Source organism: Shewanella putrefaciens (assembly GCF_016406325.1).
GTDB classification, from domain to species: Bacteria; Pseudomonadota; Gammaproteobacteria; order Enterobacterales; family Shewanellaceae; genus Shewanella; species Shewanella putrefaciens.
The window spans coordinates 804702-826776 of the sequence record NZ_CP066370.1 but is presented as its reverse complement, the minus strand read 5'-3'; the positions used below and the strand labels follow the sequence as shown (position 1 = coordinate 826776).

20 protein-coding genes are annotated in these 22075 nt (G+C 44.5%); 8 read left to right on the top strand and 12 right to left on the bottom strand.

Annotated elements, in window-relative coordinates; genetic code table 11:
* Nucleotides 1-4: 4 nt before the first annotated feature.
* The 3 genes from JEZ96_RS03795 to JEZ96_RS03785 are packed head-to-tail and all read right to left on the bottom strand — an operon-like array spanning nucleotide 5 to nucleotide 1940.
* The gene (locus JEZ96_RS03795; RefSeq protein ID WP_061782828.1) at nucleotides 5-700 is read right to left on the bottom strand and encodes a response regulator transcription factor; all 696 of its coding nucleotides are present in this window, start codon (nucleotides 698-700) and stop codon (nucleotides 5-7) included.
* A gap of 1 nt (nucleotide 701) precedes the next feature.
* Complete coding sequence (locus JEZ96_RS03790; protein ID WP_011790590.1) at nucleotides 702-1091, bottom strand: DUF3019 domain-containing protein; 390 nt, start codon at nucleotides 1089-1091, stop codon at nucleotides 702-704.
* 9 nt (nucleotides 1092-1100) lie between these two features.
* Nucleotides 1101-1940, bottom strand: a complete 840-nt coding sequence (locus tag JEZ96_RS03785; RefSeq protein ID WP_014609947.1) for a MipA/OmpV family protein — start codon at nucleotides 1938-1940, stop codon at nucleotides 1101-1103.
* Between the two features lie 15 nt (nucleotides 1941-1955).
* Between JEZ96_RS03785 and JEZ96_RS03780 the strand changes: the two genes are divergently transcribed.
* The 4 genes from JEZ96_RS03780 (at nucleotide 1956) to JEZ96_RS03765 (ending at nucleotide 5526) form a co-directional block, all read left to right on the top strand.
* On the top strand, nucleotides 1956-2228 hold the full coding sequence (locus JEZ96_RS03780) for a CbrC family protein (RefSeq protein ID WP_082785922.1): 273 nt from the start codon (nucleotides 1956-1958) through the stop codon (nucleotides 2226-2228).
* 178 nt (nucleotides 2229-2406) lie between these two features.
* Nucleotides 2407-3720, top strand: coding sequence for an aminotransferase class V-fold PLP-dependent enzyme (locus JEZ96_RS03775; RefSeq protein WP_011790592.1), 1314 nt, complete (start codon nucleotides 2407-2409; stop codon nucleotides 3718-3720).
* 74 nt (nucleotides 3721-3794) lie between these two features.
* Complete coding sequence (locus JEZ96_RS03770; protein ID WP_025007841.1) at nucleotides 3795-4241, top strand: SufE family protein; 447 nt, start codon at nucleotides 3795-3797, stop codon at nucleotides 4239-4241.
* 118 nt (nucleotides 4242-4359) lie between these two features.
* Complete coding sequence (locus JEZ96_RS03765; RefSeq protein ID WP_025007842.1) at nucleotides 4360-5526, top strand: membrane dipeptidase; 1167 nt, start codon at nucleotides 4360-4362, stop codon at nucleotides 5524-5526.
* 9 nt (nucleotides 5527-5535) lie between these two features.
* On the opposite strand, the gene JEZ96_RS03760 is transcribed toward JEZ96_RS03765, so the two are convergent.
* Nucleotides 5536-5853 carry a cupin domain-containing protein gene (locus JEZ96_RS03760; protein WP_025007843.1) on the bottom strand — a complete coding sequence of 106 codons (318 nt, stop codon included), beginning with the start codon at nucleotides 5851-5853 and terminating at the stop codon, nucleotides 5536-5538.
* A 151-nt stretch (nucleotides 5854-6004) separates the two neighbouring features.
* Here JEZ96_RS03760 and JEZ96_RS03755 point away from each other — a divergent pair, with 151 nt between their 5' ends.
* Entirely contained in the window at nucleotides 6005-8245 is a 2241-nt protein-coding gene (locus JEZ96_RS03755) for a toxin-antitoxin system YwqK family antitoxin (protein WP_061782827.1), read from the top strand.
* A 68-nt stretch (nucleotides 8246-8313) separates the two neighbouring features.
* On the opposite strand, the gene JEZ96_RS03750 is transcribed toward JEZ96_RS03755, so the two are convergent.
* Nucleotides 8314-10230, bottom strand: coding sequence for a peptidase U32 family protein (locus JEZ96_RS03750; protein ID WP_128090166.1), 1917 nt, complete (start codon nucleotides 10228-10230; stop codon nucleotides 8314-8316).
* A 205-nt stretch (nucleotides 10231-10435) separates the two neighbouring features.
* On the opposite strand from JEZ96_RS03750, the gene rluA reads away from it, so the two are divergent.
* The 3 genes from rluA to JEZ96_RS03735 all read left to right on the top strand — a co-directional run bounded on the left by rluA (nucleotide 10436) and on the right by JEZ96_RS03735 (nucleotide 15748).
* The gene (rluA, locus tag JEZ96_RS03745; protein ID WP_198779879.1) at nucleotides 10436-11113 is read left to right on the top strand and encodes a bifunctional tRNA pseudouridine(32) synthase/23S rRNA pseudouridine(746) synthase RluA; all 678 of its coding nucleotides are present in this window, start codon (nucleotides 10436-10438) and stop codon (nucleotides 11111-11113) included.
* 95 nt (nucleotides 11114-11208) lie between these two features.
* Nucleotides 11209-11670 carry a transcriptional regulator AsnC gene (gene asnC, locus JEZ96_RS03740; protein ID WP_014609941.1) on the top strand — a complete coding sequence of 154 codons (462 nt, stop codon included), beginning with the start codon at nucleotides 11209-11211 and terminating at the stop codon, nucleotides 11668-11670.
* 199 nt (nucleotides 11671-11869) lie between these two features.
* Complete coding sequence (locus JEZ96_RS03735) at nucleotides 11870-15748, top strand: S8 family serine peptidase (protein ID WP_025007845.1); 3879 nt, start codon at nucleotides 11870-11872, stop codon at nucleotides 15746-15748.
* A gap of 68 nt (nucleotides 15749-15816) precedes the next feature.
* Here JEZ96_RS03735 and JEZ96_RS03730 read toward each other — a convergent pair whose 3' ends face one another.
* From JEZ96_RS03730 to JEZ96_RS03700, 7 genes are all read right to left on the bottom strand, one after another.
* Nucleotides 15817-16587, bottom strand: a complete 771-nt coding sequence (locus JEZ96_RS03730; protein ID WP_011918726.1) for an ABC transporter permease — start codon at nucleotides 16585-16587, stop codon at nucleotides 15817-15819.
* Nucleotides 16584-17522, bottom strand: coding sequence for an ABC transporter ATP-binding protein (locus JEZ96_RS03725; RefSeq protein ID WP_011790602.1), 939 nt, complete (start codon nucleotides 17520-17522; stop codon nucleotides 16584-16586). The genes JEZ96_RS03730 and JEZ96_RS03725 overlap by 4 nt, the downstream gene beginning before the upstream one ends.
* A gap of 137 nt (nucleotides 17523-17659) precedes the next feature.
* Nucleotides 17660-18190: a hypoxanthine phosphoribosyltransferase gene (gene hpt / locus JEZ96_RS03720; RefSeq protein ID WP_011790603.1), complete on the bottom strand. Its 531-nt coding sequence runs from the start codon at nucleotides 18188-18190 to the stop codon at nucleotides 17660-17662.
* 7 nt (nucleotides 18191-18197) lie between these two features.
* Complete coding sequence (locus tag JEZ96_RS03715; RefSeq protein WP_011790604.1) at nucleotides 18198-18857, bottom strand: flavin prenyltransferase UbiX; 660 nt, start codon at nucleotides 18855-18857, stop codon at nucleotides 18198-18200.
* A gap of 1 nt (nucleotide 18858) precedes the next feature.
* Nucleotides 18859-20253, bottom strand: a complete 1395-nt coding sequence (mpl, locus tag JEZ96_RS03710; RefSeq protein ID WP_198779850.1) for a UDP-N-acetylmuramate:L-alanyl-gamma-D-glutamyl-meso-diaminopimelate ligase — start codon at nucleotides 20251-20253, stop codon at nucleotides 18859-18861.
* A gap of 168 nt (nucleotides 20254-20421) precedes the next feature.
* Nucleotides 20422-21057, bottom strand: coding sequence for a hypothetical protein (locus JEZ96_RS03705; RefSeq protein WP_011790606.1), 636 nt, complete (start codon nucleotides 21055-21057; stop codon nucleotides 20422-20424).
* A 148-nt stretch (nucleotides 21058-21205) separates the two neighbouring features.
* Entirely contained in the window at nucleotides 21206-22069 is an 864-nt protein-coding gene (locus tag JEZ96_RS03700) for a sterol desaturase family protein (protein ID WP_011918723.1), read from the bottom strand.
* Between the last annotated feature and the right edge of the window lie 6 nt (nucleotides 22070-22075).

The following is a 22075-nucleotide window of genomic DNA, read 5'->3' as shown; positions in this document are numbered from 1 at the left end:
ACGCTTACTCAATCTCATCGCGGCAAAATAAATATCCCTTGCCACGAATGGTTTTGACTTTATAGGGCTGACTCAACGCATCCTGCAATTTCTTGCGTAAGCGTGATATACGGATATCAATCGAACGATCCAAACCATCGTATTCAATGCCCCGCAGTTGAGCCACCAACTCATTGCGACTCACTATCGTGCCCGCTTTCAATGCGAGCAGCCACAAGACATCAAACTCATTGGCATTCAAATCCAGCGGCTGTTTATCAATAGTGACTGATTTTGCCGTCGCATTTAACACTAAAGAATCAAACACTAATTGCAGCTTTTGCTCCTCATCACCCACGCGGCGTAATAGGGCTTTTATTCGCGCCAACAATACCTGTGGCCGGATCGGTTTCGTCAGGTAATCATCAGCCCCAGCATCTAACCCGCGGATTTCATCGCCGTCCTCAACGCAAGCCGTCATAAATAAAATAGGCCCCGCATAAAATGCCCTAGCCTCTTTACACACATCGAAACCATTTTTAACGGGCATCATCACGTCGAGTAGCACTAAGTCAGGTGTCTCATCGGCTATCATCTCTAAGGCGAAGTCGCCTTGGCTGGCAACCGTCACCTCGTAACCGTGATCCAGTAAATAATCACTGATCCACTCTGCCAGAGAGGTATCGTCCTCTACGACTAAGATGTGCTTGGCAACTGACATGTTAGAATAACCTCCAGCCGGATTGACTCTGTTTAGGGGCCTTATAAACCCATGTCACGACCACTTTGACTTGCGCGAGCGGTTGCACATCATCATTACGAATAAGACTAAAAGTGGCCGTTTTATCCCCCTCAAAACTATATTGGTATTCTTGCAACGCTTTGCCAGTCCAGCAGGTTAACTGGTGTCCATGGTCTGACAAAATCAGACAGTACTCACCACTCGCGGGTGTCTGCCACCGAAACAACACATCTTGATAGCAAGTTTGCCCTTTATGTAGCGCAATGCAGCGTTCTGGGGTCGCAGTAAAAATAACGGCATCATCCTGACTGCAAACACCAAAGGAAGTGCTCAGCATCACTAACGCTAACCATAAATACAATCGGTTCATGCTCTCCCCCTAAAACACATAGCTAATAGAGGCATTAAAATAGGAGACATAGCTGGCTTGATTTAGGGGACTGTCTGTAACTTCTTTGGACAACAGGTTCAAGCGATACATAGCTCGAAAGACAACACTCTCACTTAAAGGATAGGCAACCCCCACCTCCATACCGTAACTAAAAGAACTGTTTGGTTGATATTCAGGAAAGCGTTCGGTCGCTTCTTCCTTACTGATCCCAAAAAGATAACGATTTAAGGTGGCGGATGAGTAGCCGACGCTCCCTAATACGTGAAAATTCCAATTACGCACTTGCCAAGACTTGCCTAATCTAGCTGAACTCTGAATCCCTTGGTCATCGTAGTAATCAGACACTAATCTATACTGGAAAACGTAGTTATCGCCCCAATAACGCGTGGCACGAAAACCTGCGCCAATATAAAGAGAATCTTCCGAGAGTAAATAAGCATTGCGGCCAGCTTCATCGAGTGTTCGGGGATCAACATCAGGACGAGACCATGAACTTTGTAAATTAGCCAGCAGCAACTCTAAAGACCAATCCTCTGAGCTCCAAAGATTAAACCCTAGATTAATGCCATCTTGAGATTGGTGGATCATCTCAACAAATAGCCCTTTATACTGGTACATACCACTTATCAACAAAGACAACTGTGCAGCACCATCATCCGTTTGCCGAACATCGACTCGATTTATCCCGTAAACACTCATGCCCAGTTCAAAATCACCGCCGTCAGCAAGACGATTAGTACCTCCGTTAACACTGCTGGCAATATCCGATGCTGCAGCCGCTCCTGAAAGAATGCTCAGCGTTAACACAAGAAACCAAAGAATACGCATGCCCATTGAACTCACATTTTTAGTCGGTATTTAGCACTATATATTACAACAGTTTATTGCCAGTCACTGCACAACCAGTATCATTTTTGCGGCACCTGCGGTAAGGCCACAAGATTCGTCTGCACATCCACAATTTATGCCGTTAAAAAAGTCGACTTTATCTGCCCATGGTGCGTCGCTGATGGCACTGCTGCTAAAAAATTTAATGGCTCATTTATAGATGACTATCCGCTTATTGAAGCAGGCATTGTCATAAAATTATTTTCACCATGTATTTTAGCTAGATAAGAGATAAGCCATTAAAAATAGCGGGCACAATTCATCCCTAATATTGAGCTAACACGCCAAGCACAGGAAATACATCATCACATATCAGTGATGATGTGGATTGGCTCGCTAAAACTTGCATTAAAGTGGCAGATCACAGAAGATCCTTTGGCCTTTTTCATTGCCTTTAATCTTACCTATGACTCAATCAGCATCGCTTACACCAAACTCTGTGACTCATCATCCGACGTCCCATGCTACGCGGGAAGCGACTGTCATACAGTGTTCATTAGAGGCGACACAGCGCAATGCTCAGATTAGATCGCAATTCCCAGCCTTAAATCAAATGCTTGATGGTTATCCCCTATGTTATCTCGACACCGCAGCCACCAGCCAAAAGCCACAAATGGTACTCGATGCCATGGCACAGTTTTACACCAACGACAATGCCAATGTGCACCGTGCAGCGCATCAGTTATCGGCGCGTTCGACCTTAAGCTATGAAAAAGTGCGCGATCAATTGCAACAGTTTTTAAAGGCAAAACACCGCGAAGAAATCATTTTTACCCACGGCACCACAGAATCCATCAACTTAGTCGCCTTTGGACTCACAGCGCATTTAAGCAAAGGGGATGTGATACTTATCGACACTGCAGCCCACCACGCTAATATTGTGCCTTGGCAGGAACTAGCAAAACGCACGGGGGCTGTCATTAAACCTATCCCTCTGATGCAAGATTGCCGTTTAGATATCAACGCCTATCAAACCTTGCTTAAATTAAAACCTAAAATTGTTGCACTTTGCCATGTTTCCAATGTATTAGGCACAGTTAATCCCGTGGCTCAGTTAGTTAAATTAGCGAAAGCACAAGGGGCAATCACCTTAGTTGACGGCGCGCAAGCCGTGGCACATTTAACGCTGGATATGGCTGAAATCGACTGCGATTTTTATGTATTCTCAGGACATAAAATGTATGGTCCCACTGGCGTTGGCGTGCTTTATGGTCGTTTAGACGTATTAGACACGCTCACACCACTGTTAACTGGCGGTGAGATGATTAAGCGCGTGAGCTTTGAAGCGACAGAATTTGGCAACCTGCCAAATCGCTTAGAAGCCGGCACGCCACCCATTGCCGAGGTGATAGGCTTAGGCGCAGCCATTACCTTTTTACAAACCGAGCTTACACCGCAGGTTCAAGCCTATGAAGCTGAACTACTTAGGTATTTACAAACCCAATTGCGCGCGCTCGGCGAGGTGCATTTATACGGCGCCTTTGACAACAACATTGGCGTGGTTGCCTTTAACCTCGCCGATGAACATCATCAAGATATTGGAATTTTACTGGATCAACAAGGGATTGCCGTGCGCTGTGGCCATCACTGTGCCATGCCATTAATGCACACTCTCAATCTTAAGGGCTGTTGCCGCGCTTCTATCGGTATTTATACGAATAAAGACGATATTGACCGCTTTATTGCCGCATTAGCCTCGGTCAAAGACTTGCTGTTGTAACGAGCAACATTTAGCTATTTATTCACACATCACTCATTCGATGTTCAAACTGACGTTAAACAGGATTTTAGTCCATGACAGATTCGACCATACCTCTACCAAACGAGGCCGATTTTCACTATTTAGTGCAAGATGCCGATACCTTGTTGGCGCGTTTTACCAAGGCCGCTAATTGGCAAGAAAGATATCGCCAAATCATGCTATTAGGAAAAGAGTTACCTAACATAAGTACTGAATTTCGCATCGATATAGCACAAGTAAAAGGCTGCGAAAGTGATGCTTGGCTCTATCACCGAGAAGAACATGGAAGACATTATTACCTTGCCGACAGTGACGCGCGCATTGTTAAAGGACTAATAGGGCTGTTACTTGGTGCTTGTCATGGAAAAACTAGCGATGAGATCCACGCATTTGATCCCCATGCTTACTTCGAACAATTAGGGTTAGCAGGTCAACTGAGCCCATCGCGGACTAATGGCCTGAATGCGCTCGCTAAAGCAATCAAAGACGCTGCACAATAAGATAAATGTTTTCTACACTGAGTGTTGTAATCGCCAAAAAAGGGATTTAATCAAAGACTTCGACCCGCTAAATAGGGTATAAAGAAGTTACATTTGCGTTAATTGATAGGAATCGAGCATGCCCAACCAGGCTGTCAATCACTACCGTCGCACTCTTCTTAAAGGTCTTGGCGCTGCAACCCTGTTAAGTCCCCTCGCCAGCATTCCAAGCTTTGCGGCTGCCCCAAGGCGGTTATATGTTGATGGTTTATCATTTCTCCCCGATGACTTAGCTGATGTTACCGCCTCTAAACTCGATGCCTATCTTTGCGATATTTCAGCCATTGAAACCCTGCAACTGCCCGATGGTACGCAAAACTATAAGCGTACTTATAAAGCCTGTATGGAAAGTATTAAGTTGGCCGCTAAACGGGTAAGCGATCACCCCGATATCCTATTGCAAGGTTTAACTGGGCGAGATATTCAGCTTGCGAGGGAAAGTAAACGCACTGCGGTGTATTTTCAAATTCAAGGAGCTGATTGTGTTGAGGAAGATAGCGATGTCAACCAATGGGCGCGCTTGGATGAATTTCATCAACAAGGACTACGTGTCCTGCAACTCACCCACCATTATGGCAATACCTTCGCGGGGGGCGCATTAGATAATGATGCTAATGGCGGACTGAATAAACCACTCACTGCCCATGGTAGAGAATTAATTGCAAAGCTCAACCACAGCAATATATTGGTTGATCTGAGCCACGCTAGCGCCCAAACCGCTCTTGATGTCGCCAAAATCAGTAAATCACCCATCGTCCAAAGCCATGGTGCGGCGCGTGGGATAGTCAATCATGCCCGCTGTTCGCCCGATGAAGTTATCCGCGCCATTGCGAATTCTGGAGGTGTTTTTGGCGTCTTTATGATGAGTTTTTGGTTAACACCAAATCCTGTGCCGACCATAAATGACTACATCCGTCAGTTAGAATACGTTATGCGTGTCGGCGGTGTAGACTGTGTGGCCATCGCTAATGACTTTCCGCTCCGTGGCCAAGAAAACTTACTGGCACTCGGTAACGACAACGCCCAAGGCATAAAAGAATATCAAGAATGGTGGTACAACCTGCGAGCCAAAAACGTATTAGGATTTGATGCTGAACCAAGACATGTCGTCATTCCCGAACTGAACCATATCGACCGCATGGAACGTATCGACGATGCCCTAGCCAAGGCACGTTTTAAATCTACCGACCGCGACCGTTTTATGGGTGGTAACTGGCAAAGAGTGCTCAATCAAGTCCTGATTTAATCAGAGCCCCTAATCATAAAATACCGCTAGCCACAGGGTTTCTGAACTCGTCGACGTTGAGGCTACGCGGTGTTTTTGGTGTGGCAGTATCGTTAAATAATCGCCCTTGGTGAGTGTCACGATTTCACCTTGTTCAAATTCGAGCGTAGCCTCGCCTTTGAGTAACATCACCCACTCATATTGAGTTTGATCATACCATTGCCCAACTGGGGTTGACTGTCCATGGGAGACAATACGCTCAATCGTCACACTATCATTGCCCGCCAGTTTTTCAAAAACCTCGGCGGATAAAGCCTCTGGTAAGTGACTAAAAAAATTTTGAATCATTTTTTATCCTTTATTTAACGGCCTTTTACCCGTTGAAGCATTGAGCAACCCTATCCAAAACCGCTATCATAGGTCGGCGTAAGGCTCGTTTTCTATGAGCTTATATCAAATAAATATGTTGTTTTGCATATGGATATGGAGATTTCCCACAATGTCGTTGTTTCGTGCGCTCAAAGCTAAACTCTTTAATTCGTCTGAACATAATCGCGCCGAGCAAAGCACTCTACTACAAGTAACACCCGCAGAACCTCCTATTGAAACCCCATATTTTTGTCGCCACTTTAGTTTAAAAATCCATGCAACAGAAGCCCTTGCGACCTCACTGGAGCAGGATGCCGAGCGGGGGATCACTACCTATCATTATGACTCTCCACAATTAATTGAGCTTCTCGGCTGGGAGTTCGCCAATGAACCTTGCGCTTTCCATACAACTCAATTTGATCGGCTCGAAATCAATAATCAGGCTAATGCACTGGAGCAATATTTTTGGTTAAACAAGGAAAAAGTATGCAGTATTACTCCTGTCATTCCCAACCAAGACAAGATGTTATGGCAGGTAGAACTGTACAATATCGATGATTTACTAATCAGCCACTTTACTATAGATGCGCACTTTATCGTTTGTGGTGATATCCAAGATCACGCCAGCCTAACCGGAAAACTGCAGCGTACTTTCCACGAAGTAGAAGACGAGCAAGGCATACGTCGCCTAAGAATTATTACTCAAAACCCTAAATTGACTCAGGTCGTTGAATCTAACTATTTTGGTGAGCGCGATGGTATTTCTCGCCAATTTGACGCCCTTGGCACCTTGTTATTTGAAGGACATTTTATTCAAGATCAGCAAGTGGGGTTACAAACTTGGTTTCACCATACAGGTAACATTAATTACAGCGAAGATCGTCATCCTAATGGCATGTTTATTACGCGTTACCATGAAAATGGCAAGATAAGTGAAACGGCCGAAATCAATAGTGATGGCTTATATATCAATACATTAACTCGATTTTATGAATCAGGGCATGTCCAACTCACCCGCCCATTAATCAATGATCAAATCCATGGGATTGAATATTTATATTATGACAATGGTGCCCTAGAAGCTGAACGCCACTACGAGCAAGGCTATGAATACCAAGCATTTTGGTATCACCCCAATGGAGTGTTAAAACAAAAAATGCGCGCCGATAGCACAGGAAAAATCCTTGAAGAATTTTATGAGAGCGGACAATTAGCTTGGCGTGAACAATTTAATCCTACAGGTGAGTTACATGGTGAGCATGTAAAATGGTATCCCAATGGTCAACTTGAAGAAAAAATCTATTTTGAACATGGCAAAGAACAAGGCATGGCCAATTGGTACCATGAAAATGGCCAACTTGCCCTTGAGATTTACTTAGAAAATGGCCTGAGGGAAGGTTTATTTAAAAGCTACTACGAAAGCGGAGTGTTGTCGGCAGAAGGTCAATATAAAAACAATCTTTCGGTCGCTCCCTTTATTGAATACTACGAAAATCAGCAAGTGCAAATGTATTTACCACACACCCAAGGCAACCGTGACGGCACCGCCCGGTGGTTTTATGAGGATGGCACTATACGTACTATTTCAGAATATGAAGTGCGCGATGGCCAAGGCTATCTTAAGGAGTCCAGCTTCTATAATAAACAAGGCATACTCGAATCCTATCAAAGCCATTCCAATACTCGCTGTGGTTATCATCTTGAAAATAATCAACGTGAATATTACCAAGAAGGGATCCCTGATACACGAATCGAATACTACGAGGATGGTGCAATTCGTTGGCTATTAACCTGTATTCAAGACAACTTGTTTAGTGCTAAGTCACTGTCCAGACAAGGCGCAATATTAGAAACAGGCACAATTCAAGTCACAGAAGAACGCTACCTTGATCTTGGTCACTGGCAACGCTTCACCCCTCAAGGACAACTCCTACGAGAAGTGTGGCTAGATGAGCAAGGACAACTTATCGAAAGCCGCCACTACTTTGATATTGATGAAAATACCACCGCACAAGAAGATGACGAAGCAGAGTGGGATAACACCAAAAATGTGAGTAATGGCGATACTGTTGGCCAGCCTGCACAAGATCAAGCCGCCCCAGTGGTTACAACAAGGTCTGCAGAACCCCTAAGGCTCTCTTATCACTTAAAATTTGATGACGAAAGCAAGCTTTATACCTTGAAGCGTTACCATTCCAATAGCCATATCGCCGAAGAAGGGAATTTACAAATTCGAGGAGAAGAACAATTTTGGGTTGGCATTCATAATCAATATGATGAACAAGGCCGCATAGCACTGTCAGAAACCTACACCATGAGCGGTGAGCGGATTGAGCAAGCGACCAACACCAGTGCAATCGTGTTGAACTAAGTCATTATCAGCCCGCATTAACAGCCCCAAAATGTGGAGGCCACATTTTGGGGCTGTTAAATGACAGATTAAATCTGCTTCAACCCTCGTACTTGACGATTTTCACCGACCACCATCATTTCGCATTTAGGGCAGTCGAACACCAACTTAAGCACATCGTTACCAATTTCGAGCACCATAGGATCGGCTTTGATCCCCGGCACTTCTTTAGGGCAAAGATTAAAGTTAAAGCGCAAACAATGCTTAGTGATCATTAAGGGCACATCTTCGGTGACACCGTTTTTCTCATAGGTGTCTTGAATTTCAATCACACCATGGCGTTGATAAAAATCTTTCGCCTTTTGATTTGCGACATTACCTAAGTAACTCAAATGCTTAACAGGATAAACTGCATCTTGGTTATATTTCCATGGTTTTGGACGTATATATCCCTGCACGCGAGCCACTTCTAACGCTGCAACCGCATCACGGCGCAAACCATTAAGCACTGACGCTGGTAAGAACCACGCTTGGGCCGTATCGATACTGATACTGCGGGCAACAAAGTCAGTACTACCGAGTTTGCCAAGCTGAGTGCGGGTTGTTTGCAGCGTTTTTTCAATATCGGTCGCAGGTGTTTTTTCGGCCACTAAGTTCACGCAGGCGCTTAACCCATAAGTATCAGTTAGGGTCAACGCAAGTCCATCAGTGGTATCGCTCAAGCGCATATCCACGCCAATAATACGTTTAGATGATTCCTTGGCGAGTAAGGTTTCGAAGGCTTGATTATGGTTGCGGTATAACGTCATCCCAACCTTTAAGTCCTTTGGCACCTGTAATATATGCAACTTAAGCCCTTCTGCTCGATTGACCCGTAAGCCTTGGAGTTTATCATCGGACTGTTTGGCCATGGCATAATTGAGGGGGAAAAACGCTAAGCCATCACCATTGTTGAACTCATGGGTTGAACTCACTTGGATAAAGTCTTTGCCTATGCTGACCACTTTACCCACTTCTTCGCCTATGTATTTTGGTGAGCGAAAATCTTTGATCCCTTGGCTACGTTCATGGACAAAATAGTCCGTACTGCCGCGGTTAAAGGTTTTTTCAGGATCTGGGGTAAAAGTGTGCTCGCAACGACCATGGGATGAAGCCACAAATTCAGGGCGACGCGCCATAATCGCATCAAGTTTTTGCCGATAGTGGGCAGTGACGTTTTTAACGTAACTTAAATCCTTAAGGCGACCTTCGATCTTAAATGAACGAATACCAGCATCAATTAGCGCTTCAAGGTTTTCGGTTTGGTTATTGTCTTTAAGTGACAATAAATGCTCATTCTGCGCTAATACATCTCCTGCACGAGTTTTTAAATTCCCCGGCAAACGGCACATTTGCGAACATTCTCCGCGGTTAGCACTGCGATTACTAAAAGCATGGCTTAAGTTGCATAGCCCACTGTAGGCCACGCAAAGCGCACCGTGAATAAAAAATTCAAGCTGCATATTAGTATGCGCCGCCACTTCACGGATCTGGCTTAGGCCAAGTTCGCGGGCAAGTACAACCTGTGAAAATCCCACTTGCTCTAAAAACGCCACCTTTTCAGGGCTGCGGTTATCCATTTGAGTACTGGCATGCAAGGCAATCGGTGGTAAATTAAGTTGCAATACGCCCATGTCCTGCACAATCAGCGCATCGGCACCGGCTTCATACAATTGCCAAATGAGTTTTTCAGCATCAGCCAGTTCGTTATCCATCAGGATAGTATTAAGCGCGACAAACACTTGAGCATGGTACTTGTGAGCATAGGTACACAGACGCGCGATATCTTCAACACTGTTACCCGCCGTTGCTCTAGCACCAAATGCTGGGCCACCGATATAAACCGCGTCGGCACCATGGCGTATGGCTTCGATACCGTAGTCAGCATTTTTTGCTGGCGCCAATAACTCGAGGCGGTTATGAACGTGAGAAAGATTCTCAGGGGTGTAAATCTCTGGCTGGCTCATGGCTTCACAGGCTCAAAATGATCAAGAACAAAAAAGAGCGTGATTATAGCAATAACTCGAATGTAGCTCTATCAGCAAATCATCAACTAAACACGCTTTCCTTCTATCCAAACTAAATGCTAGCAACCAGTAATCTTAATCCCCACACTTGCACCCTCAAGCTGAGCAGAGTATCTTTGCCGCGCATTGACCAATAGGCACTATGATGACTGATTTTATTTATCACCCCCCCACAACACCTTGGCTTGAGATTCTTTATCAAGATAAAGATATTATCGTGATTAACAAACCTTCAGGATTGTTGTCTGTGCCAGGTCGAGATCCAGCCCATTACGATAGTGTTTATGCCCGCGTAAAAGCCGAACACCCCCATTGCCAAATCGTGCATCGTCTCGATATGGCAACCTCGGGCGTGATAGTCCTCGCCCTTATTCGCAGTGCTGAACGAGAACTAAAACGTCAATTCCACGATAGAGAAACCAGTAAAACGTATATTGCACGGGTTGCAGGCCATATAAAGCACGACACAGGTAGTATTGACTATCCACTTATCTGCGATTGGCCAAATAGACCCAAACAAAAAGTCGATCATTTTGTCGGTAAACCTTCGCTCACTCACTATCAAGTTATGAGTCGAGCCAAACGTTCAACACTCGTTAAACTCACCCCAATCACGGGCCGCTCACATCAATTACGGGTGCATATGATGGCAATAGGCCATCCTATTTTAGGTGACGGTTTTTATGCCGATCCACTCGCTAAATCATTAGCCCCACGCCTATTACCCCATGCGGCAGAGCTCACCATCAAACATCCCTACACAGGTGTTAGCATGACTTTTAGCGCTGAAGCCCCGTTTTGTGAGCCTTTGGGTGAACAATGATCACTAAAATCAAATAAGATGGGCAAAATTGGTAGCAATTCTCCATAAAAAAACGTAGCTTTATGACAATTCATTACGTTATAGAGAGTTTATTTATGGATACCGCATTTCAGCGCGATCAACTCGATAATCATATCCTTGAAGCCCTAATGCAAGATGCAAGAACCCCCTTTGCAGAGCTCGCTAAACGCTTTGGCGTCAGTGCTGGTACTATCCATGTTAGGGTAGAAAAGATGAAGCAAGCAGGTATTATCACTGGCGCGCAAATCACCGTAAACCCTAAAGCCCTAGGTTATGACGTTTGTTGTTTTATCGGCATCAATCTTAAAAGTGCTGGCGATTACCCTGCCGCCATAGCGAAACTTAATGCCCTAGAAGAAGTCGTTGAAGCCTATTACACCACTGGCAATTACAGTATTTTTGTAAAAGTCATGTGCCAATCGATTGATGGTTTACAGCACGTTCTTATTAATCGCATTCAATCTATCGATGAAATTCAGTCAACAGAAACCTTGATAAGCTTACAAAACCCAATAGTCAGGGCAGTTAAGCCCTAAGTTGCCCCATCTCGCTTTAAGCACAATTAAAGTTACAAAATATGATATAAGTCTTTTTTCCATTAAAAGTGTTAAACACATAACACTTTTATGTTACAACTTCATTGCTACCACCAAAAGAGCGAGGCATAACTATAACAATTCAGCTACAGACACATGATTTAGTGTGTTGAAAGCATTAATTGACAAGGAAGAAGTTGTGAAGACAAAATTATCGATCGCCATATCCACGGCACTGTTATCTAGTGCTGCTATCGCAAACAGTGAATTTACCTTTAAACCATACTCTCCTGAAATGTCCTCCCATGAGAAATACAGTAAACCTCAGGTTGCTGTATCCAATATTGCAGCTCCACAGCGTTTTATCGTTGAAATGGAATCTCCTGCACTGGCGGCTTATCAGGGTGGGATAGGTTCATTTGCTCCAACAGCATCCACAAAAGAAGGGCAAAAACTAAACGTACAATCCGCTGAAGTTAAAAGCTATGCCAGCCATCTCGCCAAAGAACAAAATAATTTTGCATCAGCTTTAGCAAAGACAATTCCTAATGCAAAAGTTGAGCGTCATTTCCAAACTCTTTTTAATGGTGTAACCGTTGTTGGCCAAGGATTAAGTGCCGAAAAACTGGCTAAAATGCCTGGCGTTAAATCCGTCTACCCAGAGACCATGTATGAAACAAACATGGATGCATCTCACCAAGTGATTAATTCCCAAGCAATGTGGGAAGCCGTTTCAGGGATGGAAAATGCAGGTAAAGGAATTAAAGTCGCAATCATTGATGGCGGTATTCGCCCCGAAAACCCAATGTTTGCAGATGCAGGTTTCACTGCCCCAAGTGGTAACCTACCTTCAGATGATTATTGCTCTACTGTTGATGCCTCTTTTTGTAACAACAAACTCATAGTTGCGCGTTGGTCACAACCGACCTTCCCCGTTTGTGCAAAAGAATACATGAGCCCACTCGGTTATGGTGGGCATGGTACCCACGTTGCGGGAACGGCTGTCGGTAATAAGGTTTCAACAACATTCAAAGATATTCCTGTTGAGTTATCGGGCGTCGCTCCAGCCGCATATCTGATGGTCTATAAAGCACTTTATAGTAATCTCGAGTGTGAAAGAGGCAGCGGCTCAAACATTATGTTAATGGAAGTATTGGAACATGCTGTCAATGATGGTGCTGATGTTATTAACAACTCTTGGGGTGGTGGCGCGGGTGGAGATCCTGCTAGTAGCCCATATAAAACCATGTTTGAAGCGGCAGAAGCTGCTGGCGTTGTTGTAGTCACTGCTGCAGGTAATGATGGTAATGGCGCACAAACAGTGGGATGTCCTGGCTGTATTGAATCAGGGATTACCGTTGCGAACACGACAACAGGTCGCTATTTTGCCAATAGTTTCAATGCTGGTGGTGAAGATTTACTCGCAATACCAAGCTCAGATGCTGTATTGAGCGCAGATATTACAGCACCTATCATTGCAGCTAAAAATCTAAATGCTGAGAATGCCAATGGGTGTGATGCCTTTCCAGCAGATTCATTTAAGGACGGTATCGCATTAATTTCTCGTGGCGTATGTAACTTCTCATTAAAAGCAGCCAATGCTAAAGCTGCAGGCGCCAAAGCCGTCGTTGTATACAATAGTGTTGCGGGCGCTCCGATTACCATGTCTATGCCCGATGATCCATTTCCTGCACTAATGATTACTAAAGATGCTGGTTTAGCCATTATAGAAGCCATAGGAGACACGCCAACAATTGGAACGTTGTCGGCAACAACCAAACGCATTATCGCACCTGAACTTGCTGATAATTTAAATAGCTCAAGTTCACGAGGCCCTAACGGTAATCAAAATATCCTAAAACCAGATATCGCGGCACCGGGCACAGATATTCTATCTGCTTACTCACCAGATGATGGTGGGCAAGGATTAGATTTCAATGCCATTTCAGGTACCAGTATGGCAAGTCCTCATGTTGCGGGAGCTGCTGCTCTTATGAGTCAATTGCATCCAGACTGGAGCCCCAATGATATCAAAACCGCGCTCACCTCTACGGCTAAATATGTCGATATTCTTGATGATGACTCTGTAACAGCGGCTAACCCATTTGACATGGGTGCTGGTCGTATGGATTTAGATGCAGCAGCGAAAGCGGTGCTAACCTTCGACAAACCATCAATCGCCTCTGACTCTTGTGTTGGACCATGTACTTTCACTCGCACTGTTTATAACAAAAGTGACAGTACAACGTCTTGGAGCTTATCAGCTTCATCCGATAGCACAGGTATCACAGTATCACCGTCTACATTAGAACTTGCCGCAGGCGCCTCTGCCACATTTACAGTAACAGTTGACTCAACTTTCGCTAAATATGGTGAGTGGATCTTCGGAAACATATTGATCAATAGCAATGAGGGGCGACAAAATGCTCACTTACCTCTAGCGGTTCTGGCTAAAGAATCAAGTAATGCATCCCTAATTTCAACCAATACGACCAAATCAGATATTAACGCCAGTGATGTCATCCCTATGGTAGCAACACTCACTAATACTCTGTTTGAAAACACAGTTACTTTTACAGCACAAGCACCTAAAGGGACTAAGCTGACCTCCAAAGATGATGTCAATGTCACATTAGCTGGAGCAACCCAAAATGGCTTGCAGGTAAACGAAGATTTAGGCCTAATCACTTGGGTTGGTTCTCTTAATTTACCTAAGATGGCGACCACAAAAGGGGCTCAAAGATTCCCAAGTATCATTGGATTAGGAACCAACCCTATCACTTGTAGAACTGGATGTGATGAGGTGAGCTTCAGTTATAATGTTCCTAGCTTTAAATATAACGGTGTAAGTTACTCCAGAATTACATTATCGGATAACGGTATGGCAATTGTTGGGGGAGGAAATACGAGTGGTTCTTATGCCAATAAGCAGCTACCTGATGGTGCAAATCCCAATAATATTCTAGCGCCATTCTGGTCTGACTTTGATCTATCAGATAAAACGGTTGGCGATACTGGTGGCGGTGATCTTGCTATTGGCGTATTTACCGACAATGCAGGTGTAACATGGCTCGCTTTAGAGTGGAATAAAGGCAAGCTCTATGGTGATACATCAGGTTCGGAATATACTTTCAGTATTTGGATTCGGACGGGTGCTACAGAAGAAGTTGTATTCAACTATATCGATATTCCAAACATGCCATCTGCAGTCACCATTGGTGCAGAAAACATAGGAGGAACGATTGGTACCACATATCACTTTAATGGCACTGGTGGCACTGTCACATCTGGCGATGCTGTAACCTTAAGAAACACAACCGCTGGTAATGTAACGATTAATTACAGTGCTAAAGCAACGTCTCTTAATGTTGGTCAAGCGGATGTAATTGACACTGATGAAGAAACTCTAGTTTCTATTAATGTCCTTGAAAATGACATTAAACCAGATCAAAAGGTAGCCCAAGCCTCTGTCACTGGCGATGGCATGACAGCAAAAGCACTACGTGTTATTGACGTTATGCCCAAGGGGCCTTTAGGTGGCGTAAAAATAGTACAAGCTCCTACCCACGGTACAGCAGTGGTGAGTACTGAAGGTCATATTGACTATACCCCTAGTGTCGATTTCTTTGGTACTGATACGCTGAGCTACACATCCGTTGATGAAGATGGCAATACTGGAGAAGCTGCAATGGTCACTATTAACGTTCACAATGTTAATGATGCGCCAACTGTCGCTCCTGTAGGCTCAACAGGTGTAGAAGGTTCGACAGTAACAGCTACCGCTAATGGTGCAGATATAGACCAAGATACTTTAACCTATAACTGGGTACAAACGAGTGGAACCCCTGTTACCTTCACAAATGGTGGTGGAACGATCAGCTTCACCGCTCCAGCAGGTGCCCAATCGCTGGTATTTACAGTAGTTGCGTCTGATGGTGAGCTAGAAAGTGCTCCAGGCACTGCAACTGTCACAGTAACAGCCAAACCAACACCCGCTAAAAAGAACGGTGGCGGTTCTCTTGGTTGGTTAACAGCTTTACTCTTGCCACTGGCGTTTATTCGTCGTCGTATGAAGTAATATTTTGTTAAAAACAAAAGGGAGCTCTTTAGTAGCTCCCTTTTTATTAGATGTAATGCGAAGAAATATTACGAACGCAGCCCGATCCCGCGTGAGATAAGATAGTAAGCTAACGCCCATAAAGCGATACAAAAACCCACCATAATGGCGATGGATAGCGGTACACTGATATCGGCAAATCCTAAGAATCCATAGCGGAACACGTTAATCATATAAACTACGGGATTTAGTGCTGAAACGCCCTGCCAGAATGAGGGTAAAAGTGTTAAAGAATAAAAGACCCCGCCAAGGTAGGTCAATGGGGTGAGCACGAAAGTCGGTATGATGCTGATATCATCAAAACTCTTTGCAAAAACGGCATTAATTAAGCCTCCTAAGGAGAACAGCACTGAGGTTAAAAAGACCGTCATTATCACCAACCCCGCATGGTGCAAGCTAATGTCGACAAAGCACATCGCGACTAAAGTTACAATCAACCCAACACATAAGCCACGGGCAACACCACCTCCCACATAGCCCGCAATCATTACATAATGGGGCACAGGTGCTACCATTAGCTCCTCTAAATTGCGTTGAAATTTAGCACTATAAAACGAGCTCGCCACATTTGAGTAAGAGTTAGTGATCACCGACATCATGATCAAACCGGGTGCAATAAACTCCATGTAAGATACGCCACCCATATCCCCAATTCGGCTACCGACTAAGTTACCAAAAATCAAAAAATACAAGGTCATGGTAATCGCAGGTGGGACTAACGTCTGAATCCAAATCCTTGTAAACCGATTGATTTCTTTACTTAAAATACTTTTAAAGGCAATAAAGTAGAGCTGATTCATGCTAAAGCTCCCTGGGTTTTATTCACCAATTCAACGAAGAGTTCTTCTAGCCGATTTGACTTGTTACGCATAGACAATACTTCCACATTTGCGGCAGTTAATTGGCGAAATACCTCATTAAGATTGTGATCTTTAGCCACATCCACCTCTAAAGTGTGGGGATCGGTGAGACGACATACCATGCCATCGAGCGTTGGAGCGACATTGATGTCGTGGCGTAGGTCGAGAATAAAGGTTTCCATATTCAGCTTACCGAGCAGCGCCTTCATACTGGTACATTCCACCAGCACACCATTATCGATAATGCCGATATTGCGGCATAGCATTTCTGCTTCTTCCAGATAATGGGTTGTGAGAATAATGGTTACACCCTGCTGATTAATTTGTTTAAGGAACTCCCACATAGAACGGCGCAGTTCAATATCCACACCAGCGGTGGGCTCATCTAAAATCAGTAGCTTAGGTTCGTGCATCAAAGCACGGGCGATCATTAAACGCCGTTTCATACCCCCAGATAGCTCCCGCGACTGGCTGTGACGTTTTTCCCACAAATCTAGCTGAGTTAAATACTTTTGCGCGCGCTCAAGCGCGATAGACTTGGGTACACCATAGTAACCTGCTTGATTCACTACTATCTGTAATACCGTTTCAAACTGATTAAAATTAAATTCCTGCGGGACTAAACCTATGCATAATTTGGCATGCTCTAATTGTTCATCAATATCATAACCAAAGACTTTAACCGTACCAGAACTCTTCTGAACTAAAGAGCTAATAATCCCGATAGTAGTGGATTTACCCGCACCATTAGGGCCGAGTAAGGCAAAGAAATCCCCTTGATTAACAGTAAGACTAATGCCTTTAACTGCTTCTACGCCACCTTTATAGGTTTTTTTAAGCCCTTCGAGTACCAGAGCATGGGCAGTATTCACCATAGTTGTACCTGATCCTTAACATAACGAGACTAATAAGATGGTGGCAAAAAAGCCAAATACAATACGTCGACCTTATATAAAACAAAACTCCCGCATATTGCGGGAGTTTTAACTGTTATAACCGAGCAAGAATGCAATTATTCGAGTGGCACAACTTTCGCGATGTAAGGCAGGTTACGATACTGCTCGGCATAATCAATACCATAGCCCACGATAAACTCATCCGGGATAGTAAAACCGATAAAATCAACCTTCACATCCACTTCTCGGCGCTCTGGTTTATCCAGCAAAGTACACAGAGCAAGACTTTTAGGTTCGCGCAGCAACAACATCTCGCGAACTTTACTTAAGGTATTACCAGAGTCAATCAAGTCTTCGACAATCAGCACATCGCGGCCTGCGATATCCGATTGCACATCTTTAAGCACTTTCACATCCCGTGAACTGGTCATTGAATTGCCATAACTAGAAACCGACATAAAATCAATTTCAACATGGCCCTTAATACGGCGACAGAGATCCGCCATAAAGACCACTGAGCCTTTTAACAATCCCACCATCAACAAGCGTTCGCTGTTGGCATAATGGGCATTGATTAACTCAGCCATTTGATCCAATTTTTGGTTAATCTCTTCGGCGGAGATCATCACTTCGGTGGTGTGTTTCATATCAGTCTCAATTGTCGAGGTCACGGTGGGTCTGCTTGTCATACCCCCAGCGACTCGTTAGTGCATGGTCAACGCCCAAATGATCGAGAATTCGAGCGACCATGAAGTCTACCAGATCTTCCACCGATTTGGGATTGTGATAAAAACCGGGCGCCGCAGGCATAATCGTCACACCGAGGCGAGAAAGGCTCAACATATGTTCGAGATGTATAGCATTAAAAGGGGTTTCTCTGGGCACTAGGATAAGCTGTCCGCGTTCTTTAATCACCACATCTGCCGCTCGTTCAAGCAGGTTATTGCTCATTCCTGTCGCAACCGCCGCGAGTGTTCCTGTCGAGCAAGGACAAATGACCATTTGTTTAGGTGCGGCGCTGCCTGATGCGGGGGGAGAAAACCACTCATCCTTACCAAGCACAACCAATTCCCCCACAATAGCCGCATTTTTTTCTGCCAATACAGCAAGCAGTTGTTGTTTCGCTTTTTCGCTATTCGCACTGAGTTGCAAACCGTGCTCTGTCGCTAACACCACTCGCGCCGCACTCGAAATCATCAAAAACACTTGAAAACCAGAAGCCAACAGACATTCGAGTAACTTCAGTCCATAGGGAGCACCCGAGGCGCCAGTCCAAGCTAAGCTAATTGCCTTAGTCGACTTTGCGTAGACCATCTTAGTTAACCTGCTCTACCGTTGAAGCCTGCTCTAATGCGGCAAGCAGCTTCTTATGTAAACCACCAAACCCACCATTACTCATGACCACTATGGTGTCACCGGGTTTAGCCGTTGCCGCAACCTTAGCGACAACCTCATCAATCTGATGCAACACCATGACAGGGATCACTGAGGCTCCCATCGCCTCTTTCATGTTCCAGTCAATCGTATCTGCTTGATATAAAAACGCTTCGTCAGCTTGCATCATAGAATATGCGAGCGTGTCTTTATGCACGCCACTCTTCATGGTATTTGACCGTGGTTCAAGTACGACAATAATTTTGCTCTGGCCGACCTTAGCGCGCATCCCTTTTAATGTGGTCGCAATAGCGGTGGGATGATGGGCAAAATCATCGTATACGCTGATACCATTCACTGTACCTAACAACTCAAGACGACGTTTTGGCGGTATAAATTGTGCTAAAGCCTCAATCGCAGCACTTGGCTTAACGCCCACATGACGCGCGGCTGCAATCGCCATAATGGCATTTTCGATATTGTGCTGACCAATTAAATCCCACTCAAGTACCCCTTGGGATTCGCCGTCAAAAAACACTTCAAAACAATGGCAATCATCACTTAAGGCTTTGCCATACCAACCAGTAATAGACTCTGCTGTATGATAATGTTCTTGCTCACTCCAGCAGCCCATATCAATAGTCTGTTTTACCGCTTGCACATCAACGGGCCAAATGATCTTTCCTTCACCTGGCACAGTACGGATCAGGTGGTTAAACTGCTTTTGGATAGCCGCTAGATCGGCAAAAATATCGGCATGGTCAAATTCGAGATTATTAATCACAAGAGTACGTGGATGATAATGCACGAATTTGGAGCGTTTATCGAAAAAAGCGCTATCATATTCGTCGGCTTCGACGACAAAGAACGCTGATTCCCCCAAACATGCAGACACACCAAAGTTTTGCGGTACACCACCAATTAAAAAACCGGGCTGATAACCACAATCCTCTAAAATCCACGCTAACATGCTCGAAGTTGAGGTTTTACCATGGGTGCCTGAAACCGCTAACACCCAACGTTCAGGTAAAATATGCTCGGCCAAAAATTGCGGACCAGAAGTGTAAGGAATACCCATATTCAACACGGCTTCTACACAGGGATTTCCCCGACTCATGGCGTTACCAATCACGACTAAGTCAGGATAATGTCCGGCTTCACCCAATTGGCTAGGATCAAAACCTTGAATAAGCTCAATCCCTTGTTCTTCTAGTTGCGTACTCATTGGAGGGTAAACATTGGCATCCGAACCCGTCACTCTATGCCCTTTTGCCCTAGCCAATAACGCCAGACCACCCATGAAGGTTCCACAAATTCCTAAAATATGTACGTGCATACTGCTCGCTCTGATGTTTTTGAATTCAAGGCTATTCTAATCCATAGAACCGCAGATTGGCAGGTTAGGATCTCGGAAAAGCCACTTACTCGGCAAAGATCCTGACAAAGAAAGGGATTTTTACAATTGACTGAAGTTTATCTAACAGGATTATGTCGCAACACTCACTTATCCACGTAAGCTGGCGTAGAGCTTAGCGTGTTGGCTGCGATGGCGATTAAATAAGAACTGACGTAAGGCTTCGCGCTCTTGGATTTCAGCTTCAAATCTCACAATTGCCAATCCTTCTTCATGGCGGATAGGTTCAATCTTTACCCGCATCGTCTCACCATCGGGAAGTTGTAGCTGTAACTCTTGGCTACCAATTAGCTGTTCAAACTGTTGTTGGGATTTAGCACGAATAGCCATGCCAGAACTCGATAAAGACACGACAGACCATTGCTCACCCTGATCATGGTCGAATATCCACACATCCTCAGGCTGAGTCAGGCGCCAACTCCGTTCCGCACCAGTGGTGTCTAAGACTTCTGGAACACCCAATGTCGGTTGTAATTGCCCAAAGTCATCGAGTCTCATTTCAAGGGGGAACCACAGTTTATAAGGGCCAACCTCAGCTAAAAGCGTTAACTTGGCTTTACCTAATAAGGAGGCCAATGCTTGCGGCACTTCGGTTTTAACCGTCAATACATGATTAACCCAAGGCTCAGGATTAGCCTCCTCCATGCCATGAGTTATACGATTAGGAGAAAATAGCTCACTAAAGCAAGCTAATTCCTCCAAGGTTAAATACGGCTCATCAATCATATAGCAACCTACTCAGATGAATCCCTTGTGCAAAAAATTACCACCAAAGTATGGTTTAGTACATTTTTTCAGCGATTAATTTGCAAAAAAAGAAAAGTAGGCTACCAAGGCTAAGGCCACACTCCCATTAGCCATTTACACTATTTTATTAATCATGTTTTTGATGATTGGTCGGTGGTGCAAATAAGATCCTCAGTCTCTGTGGCAGACTCAACCCCTTTGCCGTAACTTCGCTAAACATATCGCACCATTCACTGAAGGTCACTTTTAGTGGATTAAAGCTGTTGACTGGTTTAGTGATCCCGTAAATCACAGTTTCGTCCTCAGGTTCAAAGGTGCCAAATAGCTTGTCCCAAATGATAAGCACACCTGCGTAATTTTTATCGATATATTGGGGATTACGGCCGTGATGTACCCTATGATGTGACGGTGTATTGAAAACCCATTCAAGTGGCCCAAGTGATGTAATCGCTTGTGTATGCACAAAAAATTGCAATCCAAGGTTGAACAATACGACAAATATTACCCAGTTTGGATCGAAACCTATTACCACCAGCGGTAACCAAAATACCCACATGCCCGCAAAGGGATACATTAAACTCTGACGAAACGCAGTGCTAAAATTCATATTCTCAGAGCTATGGTGTACCACATGAGCCGCCCACATCCAGCGCACTCTGTGGCTCGCCCGATGGAACCAGTAATAACAAAAGTCCTGCGCAACCATCAAGGCAATAAAGCTCAATGGAGCCATTTCAATATCGAATAATTTCCAACCAAAAATCGCCAAATACAGCTTAGCGATTAGAAGGCCTGTGAGCAGATCTGCGCCTTGATGCATTGCCGCGAGGCTGAAATTACACAGCACTTCTTGACCACGATAACGTGCACTCAAAGGTAATCTTTGTTTTTTATCGCCAAAGTACCATTCCAGCAAAATACACATGAAAAACAATGGAGCAAGTATAAGCAGTAACACTTCTGGGTGCTGGATCAGTGAGGTGATATCCATATTAAG

Excerpts from the sequence above, each read along its gene's own strand:
- JEZ96_RS03785 (WP_014609947.1), bottom strand. The coding sequence starts at position 1,940 with ATGCGTATTCTTTGGTTTCTTGTGTTAACGCTGAGCATTCTTTCAGGA.
- JEZ96_RS03725 (WP_011790602.1), bottom strand. The coding sequence starts at position 17,522 with ATGGTGAATACTGCCCATGCTCTGGTACTCGAAGGGCTTAAAAAAACC.
- JEZ96_RS03790 (WP_011790590.1), bottom strand. The coding sequence starts at position 1,091 with ATGAACCGATTGTATTTATGGTTAGCGTTAGTGATGCTGAGCACTTCC.
- JEZ96_RS03770 (WP_025007841.1), top strand. The coding sequence starts at position 3,795 with ATGACAGATTCGACCATACCTCTACCAAACGAGGCCGATTTTCACTAT.
- JEZ96_RS03760 (WP_025007843.1), bottom strand. The coding sequence starts at position 5,853 with ATGATTCAAAATTTTTTTAGTCACTTACCAGAGGCTTTATCCGCCGAG.
- JEZ96_RS03700 (WP_011918723.1), bottom strand. The coding sequence starts at position 22,069 with ATGGATATCACCTCACTGATCCAGCACCCAGAAGTGTTACTGCTTATA.
- rluA (WP_198779879.1), top strand. The coding sequence starts at position 10,436 with ATGACTGATTTTATTTATCACCCCCCCACAACACCTTGGCTTGAGATT.
- JEZ96_RS03795 (WP_061782828.1), bottom strand. The coding sequence starts at position 700 with ATGTCAGTTGCCAAGCACATCTTAGTCGTAGAGGACGATACCTCTCTG.
- hpt (WP_011790603.1), bottom strand. The coding sequence starts at position 18,190 with ATGAAACACACCACCGAAGTGATGATCTCCGCCGAAGAGATTAACCAA.
- mpl (WP_198779850.1), bottom strand. The coding sequence starts at position 20,253 with ATGCACGTACATATTTTAGGAATTTGTGGAACCTTCATGGGTGGTCTG.
- JEZ96_RS03765 (WP_025007842.1), top strand. The coding sequence starts at position 4,360 with ATGCCCAACCAGGCTGTCAATCACTACCGTCGCACTCTTCTTAAAGGT.
- JEZ96_RS03715 (WP_011790604.1), bottom strand. The coding sequence starts at position 18,857 with ATGGTCTACGCAAAGTCGACTAAGGCAATTAGCTTAGCTTGGACTGGC.
- JEZ96_RS03750 (WP_128090166.1), bottom strand. The coding sequence starts at position 10,230 with ATGAGCCAGCCAGAGATTTACACCCCTGAGAATCTTTCTCACGTTCAT.
- JEZ96_RS03705 (WP_011790606.1), bottom strand. The coding sequence starts at position 21,057 with ATGATTGATGAGCCGTATTTAACCTTGGAGGAATTAGCTTGCTTTAGT.
- JEZ96_RS03730 (WP_011918726.1), bottom strand. The coding sequence starts at position 16,587 with ATGAATCAGCTCTACTTTATTGCCTTTAAAAGTATTTTAAGTAAAGAA.
- JEZ96_RS03775 (WP_011790592.1), top strand. The coding sequence starts at position 2,407 with ATGACTCAATCAGCATCGCTTACACCAAACTCTGTGACTCATCATCCG.
- JEZ96_RS03755 (WP_061782827.1), top strand. The coding sequence starts at position 6,005 with ATGTCGTTGTTTCGTGCGCTCAAAGCTAAACTCTTTAATTCGTCTGAA.
- asnC (WP_014609941.1), top strand. The coding sequence starts at position 11,209 with ATGGATACCGCATTTCAGCGCGATCAACTCGATAATCATATCCTTGAA.